This window comes from Nocardioides sp. T2.26MG-1, assembly GCF_950101795.1.
Classification (GTDB): Bacteria; Actinomycetota; Actinomycetes; order Propionibacteriales; family Nocardioidaceae; genus Nocardioides.
In genome coordinates this window covers 138,268-153,340 of record NZ_CATNLZ010000032.1, presented here as the reverse complement: position 1 = coordinate 153,340, position 15,073 = coordinate 138,268, and the positions used below count along the sequence as shown (strand labels likewise).

Genomic DNA, 15,073 nt, shown 5'->3' with positions numbered 1-15,073 from the left:
CGGCCCTATCCTGCCGCCATGCAGATCGGCGTGCTCGGCACGACCGTGGCCACCGACGCCTCCGGCCCGGTCAACCTGGGAGGACCCAAGCAGCGCGCGCTGCTCGCGGCGCTCGCCCTGCACCGCGGCCGCGCCGTCGCCGTCGACACGCTCGCCGACCTGGTCTGGAACGGCGCTCCCCCGCCCGGGGTCTCCGGCACGATGCAGGGGTACGTCGCCGGGCTGCGCCGCGCCCTCGAGCCCGGCCGCACCACGCGCGGAGGCGGCACCCTGCTGGTGACCGAGCAGCCCGGGTACGCGCTCCGGCTGCCCGAGGCCGACCTCGACACCGCGGCGTTCGAGCAGGCCGTGGCCACCGCCCACGCCCGGGTGGCGCCACTGGCCGATGCCCTGTGCCGCGGGCGCGCGCTGCCCGCAGGCGCTCCGGACGTCGCCGGTCTGGACGCCCTGCACCAGACGCTGGACGAGGCGCTTGCGCTCTGGCGCGGCGTGCCGTTCGCCGACCTCGGGGAGGTGCCGGCCGCCGAGGCCGAGCGGGCCCGCCTGGAGGAGCTGCGGGTGCTCGCCACCGAGGACCGCGCCGCCCTGGGCATCCTCCTCGGCCTGCACGCCACGGTCGCGGCCGAGCTGGACGCGCTGACCCGCCAGCACCCGCTGCGCGAGCGCACCTGGGCCCTGCGGGCGCTGGCGCTGGCCGGCTCGGGGCGGCAGGCCGACGCGCTGGCGGTGCTGCGCCAGGTCCGCGACGTGCTCGACGAGGAGCTCGGCCTCGAGCCGGGCGCCGAGCTGCGCGCCGTCCAGACCGCCGTGCTGCGGCAGGAGGCCACCGCGGTCCCCGAGCCCGCCCCCGCCGCGGCCCCCACGCCGGTGCCCGCAGCCGCGGACGAGCACGCCCCGCTGCCGTTCCCGTCGCCGTGGGGCTGGTCGATGGCGGGCCGCGAGGAGGAGCTCGCCGCGCTCACCGACCTGGTCGACCAGGTGGTCGCGGGCGGCGACCGGTCCCCGGCGTTCGTGGCGCTGACCGGCGAGCCCGGCATCGGCAAGAGCCGCCTGGCGATCGAGGCGGCGACCTACGCCGCGGGCCACGGCATGACGATCGCGTGGGGCCGCTGCTCCCAGGACGACGGCGCCCCCGCACTGTGGCCCTGGGCCACCGTGCTCGAGCGGCTCGGCTCCGAGCTGCCCACCAACGATGCCGGCGACGTCGACGACGGCGGCACGGCGGCGTTCCGCGCCTGGGAGACCGTGGTCGAGGCGGTGCTCGCCGCCGCGACCGCGGCGCCGATGATGCTGGTGATCGACGACCTGCACTGGGCGGACACCTCCAGCCTGCGGGTGCTGCGTCTGCTCACCGAGGCCGCGGTGGCGGAGGGGCCAGGCCCGAGGCTGCTGGTGCTCACCACCTGGCGCGAGCACCCGCCGCCCACCGCAGCGCTCGCCGAGGTCGCCGAGGCGCTGGCCCGCAAGCATGCGCTGCGGATCCAGCTCCACGGGATCAGCGCGGACGCGGCCGCGCAGGTGTTCGCCCAGATCACCGAGGCCGAGCCGACCACGCCCGAGACCGACGCGCTGCGGCGGCGTACGGAGGGCAACCCGTTCTTCCTCGTCGAGTATGCACGCCTGGCCCGCGAGCGCGGCGACATCGCCGCCCTGATCGCCGAGCCGCAGCCTCCGGCGGCCGTGCACGAGGTGCTGTCGCGGCGGCTGGCCCAGCTGGACGAGCCGACCCGCGAGCTGCTGCAGACCGCGAGCGTGCTCGGCCGGATCTTCGAGCTCGGCACGCTGACCCGGACCGCGCACCCCGACGACCCCGACGAGGACCGGGTGCTCGACGGCCTCGACCCGGCACTCGCCGCCGGGCTCGTGGAGGAGGACGGCGTCGACCGGTTCCGGTTCACCCACGCGCTGGTCCGCGACACCGTGCTCTCGATCCTGCCCCAGTCGCGCCGCGCCCGGGTGCACGCTCGCGCGGCCGAGGCGCTCGCCGGCCGCGGCGGCCACGAGGCCGAGATCGCCCGGCACTGGCTCGCAGCGGGGCCGCGGCACCTGTCCGCAGCCTGGCCCGCCGCCCAGGCCGCCGCCCGGTCCGCGACGGCGGTGTTCGCCTACGTCGAGGCCCTCGAGATGCTCGAGCACGCGCTGCGCGCCCAGGACCAGGACCCCACCTCCGACGACCGGGCCCGGTTCGAGCTGCTCACCGACCTCGCCGAGGTGCTGCGCCGCGCCGGGCGCTGGGTCGAGCTCCGCGGGGTCTGCCACGAGGCGGTCGAGGTCGCCGACGAGCTCGGCGACCCGACCCTGCTCGCCCGCGCCGGGATCATGACCAGCACCGGCGCGCTGTGGCAGTCCGCACCGCACGCCGAGGTCGACCCGCTGGTGGTCGACGCGCTGCGCCGCGCGCTGGACCGGCTGCCGGAGGGCGACGACCCCGGCCGCTGCCGGGTGATGCTGGCGCTGGCCGGCGAGATCTACTACGGCGCCACCTCCCAGGAGCGCGAGGCGATCGCCGCCGAGGCGGTCGCGATGGCCCGCCGCCTCGGCGACCCGGAGCTGACGCTGAGCGCCTGCCTGCACGCCGCGATCGCGGTCTGGAGGGGTGGTACGGCGCAGCTGCGACTCGACCTCACCACCGAGGCCGTCCACCTCGCCGACCGGCTGGGCGACGCGATGTCACTGGCGGCCGCGCTGACCCTGCGCGCGGTCGCGGCCGGTGAGCTCGGCGCCGTCGACGTGCTCGACGAGAGCCTGTCCCGGGCGCGGTCCGAGGCCGACCGGCTGCGCCACGTCTACGCCCAACTGGTGCTGGACTCGCTGGAGGTGTCCTGGGCGGCGATGCGCGGCCGGTTCGACGACGTCGAGCGGATCATCCGCCACATGCAGGGTATCGGCGAGGTCGTGTCGATCACGGGCTACGAGGAGTCGGTCGCCGGCGCGATCCTCATGCAGCTGCTCTGGCAGGGCCGCGACGACGAGCTGTCGTTCGCGATGACCGCGATGGAGGGCAACACCTTCCTGCCGATCGCGACCTCGATCGTCGCCGTCCAGTGCCGCACCGGGCACCTCGACCTGGCCCGCGCCTACTTCGACGCCCACTCCGCCGACGTCGACCGGGCGATGCGCTCCGACACGTGGTTCTCCCCGATGGCGTGGAGCATGGGCGCGGAGGCGGCCTGCTACCTGGGCGAGCCCGGGCTCGGGGCCACGGCGTACGAGTGCCTCACCGATCTCGCCGGCCGGCCGGCGTGCGCGGGCTCGGGCTCGGCGATCGGGCCGGTCGACATGTTCCTCGCGATGGCCGCGCACGCCACCGGCGAGGACGCCCTCGCCACCCGGCACGCCGACCGTGCGCTCGAGCTGTGCGAGCAGTGGGACGTCCCGCTCGCGGCGGACTGGGTCCGCCGCGAGCGGGAGCGGTTCGCCTTCTGACGCTGCCGGCCCGAGCCAGCCGACGCTCCGTCGTGCTCCCTGTGATCAGACGCCGGCCGGCGTGCGGTCGTCGGTCTTGTCGAAGTCGTCCCAGATGTCGCCGGACCCGCCGTCGCCGTGCCGCTCGGACTCGATCGTCGGGAGCAGTCGGTCCAGCCAGGCCGGCAGCCACCAGTTCCACGTGCCGAGGAGCGTCATCGTCGCGGGGACCAGCACCATCCGGACCACGGTGGCGTCGAGCACGATCGCGACCGCCATGCCGAAGCCGAGCTGCTTGACCACAGTGTCGGCCTCGGTCGAGAAGCCGAGGAAGACGACCACCATGATCGCGGCCGCGGACGAGATCACCCGGCCGGTCGAGGCCAGACCGCGCTCCACGCTGCCGCGGGCGTCGCCGGTGCGCAGCCAGTCCTCCCGGATCCGCGAGAGCAGGAACACCTCGTAGTCCATGGAGAGGCCGAACAGGATCGCGAAGTTGAGGATCGGGATCCAGCTCGAGACCGCGACCGCGTGGTCGATGCCGAGCACGCTGCCGCCCCAACCCCATTGGAACACCGCGGTGAGGACGCCGTACGACGCACCGATCGAGAGCAGGTTCATCACCGCGGCCTTCACGGGCACGACAACCGAGCGGAACATCATCGCCAGGAGCAGCACCGACACCGCGACCACGAACCCGACGACCAGCCACAGCCGGCTCGAGAGCATCCCGGAGATGTCGGCGAACAGCGGGGTGGTGCCGGTGACCTCGACGCCGGCCGGGAGGTCGTCACGGAGCCGCTCGACCAGGTCGGAGGTCCGCTCGTCGGCCGGGCCCGTGGTCGGCTCGGCGTCGAACACGCTGATCGCCCGGTCCGGGCTGGTCACCGGGGTGGTCACCGCGGCGATGCCCCGGTCGTCGGCGAGCCGGTCGGCCACGGCGTCGGCGTCGACACGGCTGGTGTCGACGACGATCGTGAAGGGGCCGTTGGCGCCGGCGCCGTACTCGGCGTCGATGAGGTCGTAGGCACGACGGACCGAGGTCTCGGTGCTGTTGCTGCTGCCATCCTGCGGCCAGGTGCGCATGCCCAGCGTCGGGGCGGCGAGCAGCAGCAGGAACGTGAGGGCGGCGAGGGCCGCGGCGACCGGGCGATGCGCGACCCGGGCCGCCCACCGGGCGGTGAGCGGGGTCTTCTGCGCCCGGGTGCGGCCCTTGCGGGTGCGACGCCGGAGCAGCCGGTGCCCCGCGAGGCCGCAGAGCGCCGGCACCAGCGTGATCGCGGCGGCCATCACGGAGACGACCGCGATCGCGGTGGCGTAGCCGAACGTCGAGTAGACCGGCAGCCCGCCCAGGCGCAGGCCCAGCAGCGAGATCAGCACGGTGGCGGAGGCGAACACCACCGACCGGCCCGCGGTCGCCAGCGCCCGGCCGGAGGCCTCGCGCTTGTCGAGGCCCTGGCCGAGGAACTCCACGTGCCGGGTGACGAGCAGCAGGGCGTAGTCGATGCCGACGCCGAGGCCGACCATGGTGGCGACCGTCGGGGCCGCGGTGCTGACGTCCATGGTCGCCGCGAGCAGGGTGATCCCCGCCGAGCCCGCGGCCAGGCCCGTCAGCGCGATCGCCAGCGGGAGGCCGGCGGCGACGACGGAGCCGAAGGCGACCACCAGCAGCAGGAGGGCCGCGACCACCCCGGCGAGCTCGCCGGTGCCGGCCATCTCCGACTCGGCGCCGCCGGGCAGCTCGCCGCCGAGCTCGGCCTGGAGGCCGGCGTCGCGCAGCGGCTCGATCGCGCCGACCAACGGGTCGTAGCCACTCTTCCCGACCAGGTCGGGGTCGGTCACGGGGACGTCGTACGACACGGTGACGAGCGCGGTGTCGCCGTCGGCCGACAGGCGCGGCTCGGTGACGTGGCTGGCGTGGTCGAGGCCGTGCAGCCGCTCGACCAGCGCGCGGAGGTCGGTGGCGACCAGCGCGTCGCCGCTCGGGTCGTGGACCACGACCTGGGCGGTAGCGCCGCCATGAGCGGGCAGGTGCGCGCGCAGCTGCTCGATGCCCACCTGGGCACGAGCGTCGGGGATGTCGTAGTCGTCGTGGGTCGTGCCGCCGAAGCTGCCGGCGAGCCCGAGGGCCACGACCACGACCACGACCCACGCGGAGATCGTCCGCCACGGGTGGGCGGCGGCGCCGTTGCCGAGGCGGTAGAGGATGCGGTTCACGGGTGTGCTCCCTGTCTGAGGATCGATCACAGGTGTCTGTGGGAGCACTCTGGGGCGCGGCACTTGAGGCCGACTGGGAGCCGACTTGGGGTCGTCCCCCAGGATGGAGCGGTGCGTCGCGCCGTGGCTCCTCTCCTCGCGGTCACGGTGGCCCTCGTGCTCGCCGACTCCGCGGTGGTGACGCTCGCGCTCCCGGACATCCTGCGACACCTGGACACGTCGGTGGCGCAGGTCGCCTGGGTGCTGATCTCGTTCAACCTGGTGCTCGCGCTGGTCGCCGTACCGACCGCCCTGGCCTTCACCTGGGTGCCGCCCCGCGTGCTCAGCGCCGTCGGCATCGCGGTGTTCGCGGCGGCCTCCGCGGGGTGCGCGGTCGCACCGTCGATCGAGGTGCTGATCGCGGCCCGGTGCGTGCAGGCACTCGGGGGCGCGCTGGCGCTCCTGGGGTGTCTCGAGCTGCTGGTGGCGGAGTACGGCGAGCGCCGCGGGCTGGCCGCGTGGGTCACCGCCGGCGTGGTCGGCACCGCGACCGGGCCGGTGGCCGGCGGGCTGCTCACCGAGGCCATCTCCTGGCAGGCGATCTTCGTGGTGCAGGTGCCGGTCGCGGCGCTGGCGGTGCCGGCGGCCCTCGCCGTCCGCGTGGCACCGGTCCCCACGGACCGGCACCGCCCGGCGGTGCGGCCCCACCTGACCCTGGCGCTGCTCTCCGCGGCGCTGACCGCGGCGCTCTTCCTGCTGGTCCTCCTGCTGGTCGACGGCTGGGGCCGCTCCCCCGCGACCGCCGCGATCACCGTGTCCGTGGTGCCGGTGGCCGCGCTCGCCGCGCGCCCGCTGGCCCGGCTGCTGCGTCCCGGCGAGGAGGTCGAGACCGCCGTCGGGTGCTTCCTGGTCGCCGGCGGCCTGGTGGGCCTCGCGATCCCACCGTCGGCCCACCTCGCCTGGACCGTGGCCCCCCAGGCGCTGGTGGGCCTCGGCCTGGGCCTGACGATCGACCGGCTCACCGCCCGGGCGATCCATCTGCGTCTGCCCCGGGTGGAGCACGCCGGTTGGACGATCGGCGCCCGGCACGTCGGCGTGGTCGTCGGCCTGGCGATCCTCACGCCGGTCTTCACCGCGGACCTCGAGGACGCGCAGGCCCCGGCCCAGGAGGCGATCGCGTCGCTGGTGCTCGACGCACCGCTGCCGGCGCAGGACAAGATCGCGCTCGCCCGGGCGCTCGGCGACGAGCTGACCGCCCAACAGGGTCAGGTGCCGGACCTGCACCGGGTCTTCGCGGCTGCCGACCTGGCGCCCGGCGTACGACCGGCGGCCGCGGCGCTGGAGCGCGACCTCGACTCCCAGCTCGAGCGCGCCGCGACCCGGGCGTTCCGCGACTCGTTCCTGGTCGGGGCCGGCCTGGCGGTCCTGGCCCTGCTCAGCGTGGTCGTCCCCCGCCCAGGGAGGCGGGCATGAGCGCCCGCGCCGTCGCCCTGCCCGGCATCGCCGCTGCCCTGGTCGGCGGTGTGCTGGCCGTCCAGGTCGCGTACGGCGGCGGGTCGTTCGAGCCGCTCCGGCCCCGCGCCCCCTGCGCCGCACGGACGGTCGTCTCGCAGTCGGAGGGCATCGAGGCGCTGACCGAGCGGCTCGTGCTGATCGCCGTCGACCGCGCCGCGTGCCGTCTCGACGTCAGCCGCGAGGCGTTCCTCCTCGACGTGGCCGGCCCCGGCGTCCGCAGCGACGCGGAGGTCGACGCGCTGCGAGCCGCTCTGCACGACGCCGTCGCGCAGATGAAGGCGGACGACACCCTGCCCCCGGCGTCCGACCTGGTCGACGAGGCGCTCGACGCAGCGAGCCTCAACGGGCTCCTCGAGGCCGTGATCCGCGCCCTGCCCGACTCCGCGATCGACGCCGCGCTGAGGACGGACGACGTGCTCGACCGCGCCATCGACGACCTCGACCTGCGCGCCCTGCTCGCCGACCTCGACGACCAGGACGAGCTCGAGGCCCGGGTCGAGGTCGCGGTCAGCGCCGCCGTGACGGACTCACTGGTCGCCCGGGTGCGCGACCTGATCTGACCGGTCAGGCCAGCGGTCGCCGCCAGGTGGCGACGCCCTCGTCGAGGTGCAGCTCGGCGTCGGTCTGCGCGGCGGCCTCGGCGTCGTGGGTGGCGACCACGACGACGGCGCCGCGGTCGGCCTCGGCGCGCAGGGCGGCCATCGCGCGCTCGCGGTTGGCGGCGTCCAGGTCGCTGGTCGGCTCGTCGGCGAGCAGCACCACGGCGCGGGCGGCGAGGGCGCGCGCCAGCGCGACCCGCTGCTGCTGGCCGCCGGAGAGCTCCTCGATCAGGTGGTTGCCGGACTCCTCGAGCCCGACCAGCGCGAGCGCGGCGGCGGTACGCCGGTGGGCGGCCGCGGCCTCGACGCCGAGCGCGAGCAGCGGGACCACGACGTTCTCGGCCGCGGTCAGCGAGGACGCCAGGCCGTTGCCCTGCGGCACCACGACGATGCCGAGCGCCGCGGCCTGCTGCCGGTCGGCCACCGGCGTCTCCCCCAGCCGCACCCGGCCGGTGGTCGGGGTCAGTGCCCCGGCGAGGGCCCACAGCAGCGTGGACTTGCCCGCGCCGGATGGGCCGGTCACCGAGACCAGCCGGCCGGGGGCGACCGCGAGGTCGAGCGGGTGCAGCGCGACCAGGTCGCCGTACGAGACCGAGAGGCCGTTGGCTCGCAGCTCACTCATCGGGGCCGTCCTCGGGGACCAGCAGGTAGCCGGCGCCCTCGCCGGTCGTGTGGAAGCGCACCAGCGTGCCGGGGGCGAGCTCGTCGCGGACGTGTCCCGGCAGCGGGAGGAACCCGTCGGGAGTGACCACGGCGTACTCCTCGCCGCTGCGGCCCTCCCCGCCGACCCGGCCGTCGCGGATCGTGATCGTGCGGGGCAGGAACGCCGCGACGTCGGGGTCGTGGGTGACGATCACGACCGTGGTGCCGAGCTCGCGGCAGGTCTCGGCGATCGCCGAGAGCACCCGGTCGCGAGCGGCGTGGTCGAGCTGGCTGGTCGGCTCGTCGGCGAGCAGGAGCCCGGGACGCGACGCCATCGCGACCGCGAGGGCCGCGAGCTGGAGGTGGCCCGGGGTGAGCTCGTCGAGCGGCCGGTGCGCGTCGGCGCCCAGGCCGAGCTGCTCGAGCACATCGCCGGGGCCGGGCAGGTCCTTGCCGGCGCGGCGGGCGGCGCGCTGGGCGAAGCGGACGTTGTCGTGGGGTGTGCCGTACGGCAGCAGGTTGCGCCCGGCGCCCTGCAGCATCAGCGACACGTCCTGGGCCCGCATCCGGTCCAGCTCGCGGGGCGTCGCCGCGGACAGCTCGAGGTCGCCGACGTGCACCTTGCCGGCGCTGGCTCGGAACACCCCGGCGAGCAGGCTGAGCAGCGTGGACTTGCCGGCGCCGGACGGGCCGAGCAGGCCGACCAGCTCGCCGGCGGCGACGTCGAGGTCCACACCGGAGAGCGCGGCGACCTCGTGTCCCTCGGACCGGTAGATGTGCACCAGGCGCCGGGTGCTGACGCGCAGGCCGGTCACAGGTCCCCCTCGCGGAGTCGGCGTACGGCGGCGCGCCGGGCCAGCACGCGCCCGATCAGGGCGCTCCCCCCGCCGAGGACGGCCGTCGACGCGACGACGGCCAGCGCGACCGCTGGCCAGGCGGTGCTCAGGTCGAGGGTCGAGACCGCGGGCTCGCCGGCGAACAGCGGGACGGTCGGCAGCGCCAGATGAGCGCCGTACACACCGGTGGCGGTGCCGGCGATGACTCCCACCACGACTGCCGGCAGCTGCGACGCCACGGCCATCGAACCGATGTCCCGGCGCGGCACGCCGCTCATCCGCAACGCCGCCAGGTCGCGGGTGCGGGACCGCCAGCTGCTGGCGGCCCCGACCAGGAGCACGAGCAACGCGAGGAGCACGGCGGCGGCGCCGACGACCGCGGCGAGCTGGATGCTCCAGGCCGCCGCGGAGTCGTCGAACGTGCGTCGGGTCTCGGTCAGGGTGGATGTGGTGCTGATGCTGGCGCCGCGCTCCTCGAGGGCCGAGGTGACCTTGGCGAGCAGCCCCGGGTCATCCTCGGCGAACCAGATCTCGATGCGCGCACTGGTGGCGAGGGCGACACCGCGCTCGACCAGGTCCAGGTTGACCAGCGCCGCGCGCGGCCCTGTGCCCGGCACCCGGTCCAGGGCCTGGACCTCCTCCGCGCGCTGGACCGTGCCGTCGAGGGCGCTGAGATCGAACTGACGGCCGCTCGCTGCGGGCGGGAGGCCGCCGGTGAGCAGCGCGGGTGCCCGGACCGGCAGCCAGACCTGGGGCATCCTGATCTCGCTGGCGCCGTCGGTCTGCACCGCCACGCTCAGCTGGCGGGGCTTTGTCGATCCGGGTGCCATTCGTCCCTGGGCGTCATCGTCCACCGGCGTCCACTGGTCGGCGGGCCCGATCGAGGCCGGCGCGTCGCCACGCAGGTCACGCAGCGTTGCCGACCCGGTGATCGAGGCGCCGGGAAGGGTGTGCAGCCAGATCGCGGACACGAAGCAGCCGTCGCGGCAGTACGTCGGGACCACCAGCCTCTCGCGATCGACGGGGCGGTCCAGCGATCCGAGGGTGGTGTGCAGGGTCTCGCCGGCGGCTGTGACGAGGTCGACACCCAGCGACAGCGGTCCCGGCTGACCGTCGGCACGGGTCGCCGCGAGGGAGGACCCTGCCACTGTCAGTGCCAGCTGCGTGCCGGTGATCTCGAGCGGGTCCACGTCGGGGACATCGAGGAGGCGCCAGGTCCCCGCCGGCGGCGCGCCGCCGGGGAACAGCGCGATGCGGCGGAAGTCGTCGGGCACGACGGCCACGGTCTCGACGGACCCGACGCCGGGCGGCCGGATCCGCACCACCGGTGTGGCGTCCCGTCCGTCCGGGTCGACCTCCGCGAGCGCGTCGCGCACGGCCGCGAGGTGCCCAGCCTCCACATCGGCGACGAGGCGCGCGCCCGCCTGCTGCTCGGACGCGGCCGCCCGGTTGCGCTGCCCGATGACGAACGCGTCGGCGGAGAAGACGGCCAGCGCCGAGGCGAGCGTCACGATGGCGACGACCCGCCGGGTCGCGGGGCTCCGGGCGGCGTCGAGCAGGCTGACCGCGGCCCTGACCTTGCCTCGCCGGAGCATCCCGCGTCCGGTGACGGCCGCCAGCGGCGTGGTCAGGTGGGCCAGGACGAGGCCGACCACGACCGCGATCAGGCCGGGGGCCGCCAGTGCGACCGGGCCGTCGAGACCTCCGGTGGCGAAGACCACGACCAGGGACCCGGCGCCCGCCACGACCAGGGCGTCGCCGGTGCCGAGCATCCAGCTGCCCCGGCGGGGCGGCACCCGCCGCAGCAGGGTCTCGACCGGCTCCCGCGCGACCCGGGTGATGGCCAGGACGGTGAGGAGCACGAGCGCGGCGACGGCGATGCCCACCGCCACCAGGAGCCGGAGGCCGGATTCGAAGGGCGCATGGCCCGGGAGCGCGACGGTCCGGGCGAGGGCGGTCCCCACCAGGGCGATGGTCACCCCGGGCAGGACCCCGCCGAGGGCGACCGGCAGGAGCTCGCCCGCCAGCAGCGACCGAGCCCCCCGCCGACCGCGACCCCGCAGCCGGGCGAGGGCCACCTCGGGTCGCCGTTGCTCGGTGACCGCCAGCAGCGTCAGCCACAGGACCACGAGGGCGAGCAGCCCGAGCTGGGCCATCAGCAGCGGGACCGTCACCCGGGACTGGTCGGTCTGGTCCCGCACGTCCGCAGCGATGTCGGGGAGGCCGGAGTGGACCTCGACGGTGAACGGTGCCGTGGGCGCGGTGCCCGCGGCCGCCAGCTCCTCGATGCCGGATGCGAGCGACATCAGGTCGTCCACCCCGAGAGCGGTGGCATCCAGGGGCAGGCCGACGGTCGCGGCCTGCTCCGGCATGACCGGCACCCGGCTCCCCTCGAAGGTGGACCGGTCGGTGAGCCAGACATCGTGCTGGACCTGGCTCAGGAGACCCGGGTCCGCGAGGCCGGAGCGGCCAGTGAGGGCGAGACCGAGCCAGTAGTCGTCGCCCTGCGCCCCCTCGTAGATCCCGGTGACCCGCAGGCGGCTGCCCACGTCTCCCGACGCCGGGCGGATCGTCAGGCGCCTGCCGACCCGCAGCCCGAAGTTGTCGGCGTCGGCCGTGGAGACGGCGATGTCTCCCGGCGCCGCCGGGCAGTCCCCCCTCACGAATGCCACGTGGTCGCACTCGCCGTCACGCCAGACCAGGTCGCCCAGCGGGTCGTTCGGCTGTCCGGGCAACACCTCGGCGGTGGCGCGATAGCCCAGGACCGGGTCGAGGTAGGAGTCGCGCATGGCCGGGCTGACGAGCGCGACCAGGTTCTCCGGCTTGGCGTTCGAGAACAGGCTGTCGGACCCCGTGCTCACCTGGAGCGCGACCGAGTCCGGGTCGGCGCGCTCGACGGTGATGTCCGTGAGCGCTTGCTGCATGGCGCGGTCGTAGAGCGGCGCGAACACCGCGCACGCGGTCACCAGCGCGGCCAGGGCAGCGAGGGCGAGCGCCTGGAACGGCCGGTACCGCACGCTCACCGTTGACCGTCCCCCGATCTGTCCACCCGGTCAGCATGCCATCCAGCGGGCTCTACGCCACGGAGGACGACGCGGTCACGTGAGGCGGGGGGTGGGCTCGCTCCGGGAACCAGGTGGCCGCCGCTCGCCAGCGGTCGCTCCCGCGCGCGCCGGGAGGACGCCCACAGCGGTGACATCCGCCGTCGGCACACTCACCCGAGTTCGCGTGCGCGTCGTGCGACCGGACATGGTGCACCCTTCCTGTGCTGAGCCCATCCCCCGCGTCCTCTCGACTCTCTCCGGCACGCGCCCGGCCGCGTAGAGCCCTAGGTCCCCGGCGTGCCGGGACCTCCTCCTCTTGCTGCCGTCCACGCAGCAGCGCAGGCGCGCGCGTGTAGGCTGGCCGTAGCCGATCAGGGAGCCTCCGCCGTGGACCTCCCGAGAGTCGGTGGCTGTGAGGCGGGTACGTCGATGAGGTCCCACCGGATCGTGCCTTGATGGCCGAAGCCCCCCGGCACGACCACTCCCTCGAGGCACTGGGCCGGCGCATCCGCGAGGCCCGCACCGCCGTCGACCGGTGCCGCAACCAGCAGGTCGCCCGCGACGAGCTCGCCGACGCCCGCCACGAGTTGATGCTCGCGCTGCAGGCCTACGCCGCGGCGCTCGAGCGCAAGAACCTGCCGGTGCCGTGGCGGATGCAGGCCGAGCTCAAGCTCCACCGGGATCTCTTCGACCGCTGACGGGCGACCCCGTGGAGACGCACGAAGGGCGGATCACGACTCTCGTCGTGACCCGCCCTTGCGAGGAGGAGCTGGTGACTACTGGCCGCGGACGTTCTCGGCCTGCGGGCCCTTGGGGCCCTGGGTCACGTCGAACTCGACGCGCTGCTCTTCCTTGAGGGACTTGAAGCCGGTGCCGGAGATCGCGGTGTGGTGGACGAACACGTCCGGGCCGCCGCCATCCTGGGCGATGAAGCCGAAGCCCTTGTCGTCGTTGAACCACTTCACGGTGCCTTGAGCCATCTTGGTAATCCTTGTTCGTTGATCGGATCGACATGGTCGGCGATACTCGCCGGCCACGGAGCTGAAGACATCTGCGCTGCGCTTGATGTCCAGCTGACCGAAGACCAAGGTGTGAGTGAGACGAACCGGCGACTCAGTTTCGAGCACCGAGGGACCTAAGTCCCTTCAACACCACCAGCGTAGCAGCGTATGGGCTGATCGCCCCTGTCCACGGTGCCGGGTTCGCCCCCGGGTGTGTCGGCGCTAGCCGGCCAGGAAGCTCAGCCGCACCTCGCGCTCGGTGTTGTCGACGTTGAGGTCGACCAGGCACACGCTCTGCCAGGTGCCCAGCGCGAGCCGGCCGTCCCGCACCGGGAGCGTGGCGTACGGCGGCACCAGGGCGGGCATCACGTGCGAGCGGCCGTGGCCGCGGCTGCCGTGGGCGTGCCGCCACCGGTCGTCGGCCGGCAGCAGGTCGGCGAGTACGGCGAGCAGGTCGTCGTCGCTCCCGGCGCCGGTCTCGATGACCGCGATGCCGGCGGTGGCGTGCGGGACGAACACGTGCAGCAGCCCGTCGCCGCGGCCCGCGACGAAGCCGCGGCAGTCGTCGGTGAGGTCGAGGACGGTCTCGCGGGAGCCGGTGCGATAGCTGCGGGTCTCGGAATCCACGAGCCGATCGTGCCACGGCTGGCTGGCGGCCGCCGTGCACGAGCCGCCGCGGGCGAGTGGTGGGGCGCCTGGCCGGGACGCTCGTCCACGAGGTGGGCCGGTCCGGCCTCGACGAGCTCGGCGCGACGACGCTGGTGATGGTCGCCGACCCCGACTACCTGGCGATCCGGGTCGACCGCTCGGTCGGGTTCACCGACAGCGAGACCCAGCTCCAGGCCTCCCGCAAGCCCGCGGACTGACCGAGGCGTCAGACGTTCGCGCCGGGCTCGCCGTCGGGGTCGCGGACCCCACCGGCGCAGGAGGCGTCCGGCTCGGGCGCGGTCTCCCCGCCACCGAAGGTGCGGATGAACAGCTCCAGGCGCGGGTCGCTGGCGCCGTGGAGCGCGAGCTGGCGGCCCCAGACCGTGACCACGACCGGCGCGTCGAGGCCGGCGTACGGCGAGAGGATGCCGTTCGCGGGCAGCGCCTCCTCCAGCATCGCGACGTCGTCGGCGTCGAGGTCGCCCTGGTAGGTGATCCAGACGGTGCCGTGCTCGAGGTCGTGGACGGCGTTCTCGTCGGCGACCGGCTCGTCGTAGACCCCGCAGTCGAGCCACACCGGCGCGTGCGGCCCACCGACCGGCGGCGACTGCGGGTAGTCGACGTCGGCGGGGGTGTGGGCGGTGCTGAGCCCGTCGTACTCCCGCACGGCCGCGAGGCTCGCGGCCTCCTCGGCGGCCTCGTCGGCGCGCAGGCCGCGCACCACGAGCGGGACCGTCGCGGCCGCGCCGAGCACGAGGACCGCCGCGAGCCCGGCCAGGACGACCGGGAGCGCGCGCCGGCCCGGCGCGGGGGGTGGCGGTGGCGGTGGTGGGTAGGCCGGCGGTGGCGGCGGGTACGCCGGTGGCGGCGGCAGCTCGCTCACGCGGTCACTCGGCCAGCAGCCGCTCGACCCGCTCGACCTTGGCGGTCAGCTGGCCGTCGAAGCCCGGCCGGATGTCGGCCTTGAGCACCAGGCCCACGCGCGGGGAGACAGCGGCGACCACGTCGACGGCCCGCTTGACCACCGCCATCACCTCGTCCCACTCGCCCTCGATGTTGGTGAACATCGCGTTGGTCTCGTGCGGGAGCCCCGACTCGCGGACGACGCGGACGGCGGCCGCGACCGCCTCGGAGACGCCGCCGGTCTCGTCGGCGGTGGTCGGGGAGATGCTGAACGCCACGATCAT

At 75.0% G+C, this 15,073-nt stretch carries 13 protein-coding genes; 5 read left to right on the top strand and 8 right to left on the bottom strand.

Annotation, left to right across the window (positions count from 1 at the left end; all coding sequences use genetic code 11):
* The first annotated feature begins 18 nt into the window (after positions 1-18).
* Positions 19-3,426, top strand: a complete 3,408-nt coding sequence (locus QQZ14_RS15760; RefSeq protein ID WP_284535304.1) for a BTAD domain-containing putative transcriptional regulator — start codon at positions 19-21, stop codon at positions 3,424-3,426.
* Positions 3,427-3,471: 45 nt separating this feature from the next.
* Here the strand turns inward: QQZ14_RS15760 and QQZ14_RS15755 are convergent, their stop codons facing one another.
* On the bottom strand, positions 3,472-5,622 hold the full coding sequence (locus QQZ14_RS15755; protein WP_284535303.1) for an MMPL family transporter: 2,151 nt from the start codon (positions 5,620-5,622) through the stop codon (positions 3,472-3,474).
* Between the two features lie 111 nt (positions 5,623-5,733).
* Between QQZ14_RS15755 and QQZ14_RS15750 the strand changes: the two genes are divergently transcribed.
* Positions 5,734-7,074: an MFS transporter gene (locus QQZ14_RS15750; RefSeq protein ID WP_284535302.1), complete on the top strand. Its 1,341-nt coding sequence runs from the start codon at positions 5,734-5,736 to the stop codon at positions 7,072-7,074.
* Complete coding sequence (locus QQZ14_RS15745) at positions 7,071-7,676, top strand: hypothetical protein (RefSeq protein ID WP_284535301.1); 606 nt, start codon at positions 7,071-7,073, stop codon at positions 7,674-7,676. The genes QQZ14_RS15750 and QQZ14_RS15745 overlap by 4 nt, the downstream gene beginning before the upstream one ends.
* 4 nt (positions 7,677-7,680) lie before the next feature.
* Here the strand turns inward: QQZ14_RS15745 and QQZ14_RS15740 are convergent, their stop codons facing one another.
* From QQZ14_RS15740 to QQZ14_RS15730, 3 genes are read right to left on the bottom strand one after another with little or no spacing between them, the layout of a single operon-like run.
* Positions 7,681-8,337, bottom strand: a complete 657-nt coding sequence (locus QQZ14_RS15740) for an ATP-binding cassette domain-containing protein (protein WP_284535300.1) — start codon at positions 8,335-8,337, stop codon at positions 7,681-7,683.
* Entirely contained in the window at positions 8,330-9,172 is an 843-nt protein-coding gene (locus tag QQZ14_RS15735; RefSeq protein ID WP_284535299.1) for an ABC transporter ATP-binding protein, read from the bottom strand. Before QQZ14_RS15735 ends, QQZ14_RS15740 begins: the two co-directional genes overlap by 8 nt.
* On the bottom strand, positions 9,169-12,216 hold the full coding sequence (locus QQZ14_RS15730; RefSeq protein ID WP_284535298.1) for an FtsX-like permease family protein: 3,048 nt from the start codon (positions 12,214-12,216) through the stop codon (positions 9,169-9,171). Before QQZ14_RS15730 ends, QQZ14_RS15735 begins: the two co-directional genes overlap by 4 nt.
* A gap of 476 nt (positions 12,217-12,692) precedes the next feature.
* Between QQZ14_RS15730 and QQZ14_RS15725 the strand changes: the two genes are divergently transcribed.
* A complete protein-coding gene (locus QQZ14_RS15725) occupies positions 12,693-12,935 on the top strand; it encodes a hypothetical protein (protein WP_284535297.1) in 243 nt (80 codons plus the stop codon).
* Positions 12,936-13,013: 78 nt separating this feature from the next.
* Here QQZ14_RS15725 and QQZ14_RS15720 read toward each other — a convergent pair whose 3' ends face one another.
* Positions 13,014-13,217, bottom strand: coding sequence for a cold-shock protein (locus tag QQZ14_RS15720; protein WP_284535296.1), 204 nt, complete (start codon positions 13,215-13,217; stop codon positions 13,014-13,016).
* A gap of 243 nt (positions 13,218-13,460) precedes the next feature.
* Positions 13,461-13,865, bottom strand: coding sequence for a secondary thiamine-phosphate synthase enzyme YjbQ (locus tag QQZ14_RS15715; protein ID WP_284535295.1), 405 nt, complete (start codon positions 13,863-13,865; stop codon positions 13,461-13,463).
* A gap of 56 nt (positions 13,866-13,921) precedes the next feature.
* Here QQZ14_RS15715 and QQZ14_RS15710 point away from each other — a divergent pair, with 56 nt between their 5' ends.
* Complete coding sequence (locus QQZ14_RS15710; RefSeq protein WP_284535294.1) at positions 13,922-14,104, top strand: hypothetical protein; 183 nt, start codon at positions 13,922-13,924, stop codon at positions 14,102-14,104.
* 8 nt (positions 14,105-14,112) lie between these two features.
* Here QQZ14_RS15710 and QQZ14_RS15705 read toward each other — a convergent pair whose 3' ends face one another.
* Together QQZ14_RS15705 and QQZ14_RS15700 are read right to left on the bottom strand one after the other, a co-directional pair.
* The gene (locus QQZ14_RS15705; RefSeq protein ID WP_284535293.1) at positions 14,113-14,769 is read right to left on the bottom strand and encodes a DUF3105 domain-containing protein; all 657 of its coding nucleotides are present in this window, start codon (positions 14,767-14,769) and stop codon (positions 14,113-14,115) included.
* Positions 14,770-14,773: 4 nt separating this feature from the next.
* The gene (locus tag QQZ14_RS15700; RefSeq protein ID WP_284535292.1) at positions 14,774-15,073 is read right to left on the bottom strand and encodes a thiamine-binding protein; all 300 of its coding nucleotides are present in this window, start codon (positions 15,071-15,073) and stop codon (positions 14,774-14,776) included.

Excerpts from the sequence above, each read along its gene's own strand:
- QQZ14_RS15760 (WP_284535304.1), top strand. The coding sequence starts at position 19 with ATGCAGATCGGCGTGCTCGGCACGACCGTGGCCACCGACGCCTCCGGC.
- QQZ14_RS15745 (WP_284535301.1), top strand. The coding sequence starts at position 7,071 with ATGAGCGCCCGCGCCGTCGCCCTGCCCGGCATCGCCGCTGCCCTGGTC.
- QQZ14_RS15740 (WP_284535300.1), bottom strand. The coding sequence starts at position 8,337 with ATGAGTGAGCTGCGAGCCAACGGCCTCTCGGTCTCGTACGGCGACCTG.
- QQZ14_RS15725 (WP_284535297.1), top strand. The coding sequence starts at position 12,693 with ATGGCCGAAGCCCCCCGGCACGACCACTCCCTCGAGGCACTGGGCCGG.
- QQZ14_RS15720 (WP_284535296.1), bottom strand. The coding sequence starts at position 13,217 with ATGGCTCAAGGCACCGTGAAGTGGTTCAACGACGACAAGGGCTTCGGC.
- QQZ14_RS15700 (WP_284535292.1), bottom strand. The coding sequence starts at position 15,073 with ATGATCGTGGCGTTCAGCATCTCCCCGACCACCGCCGACGAGACCGGC.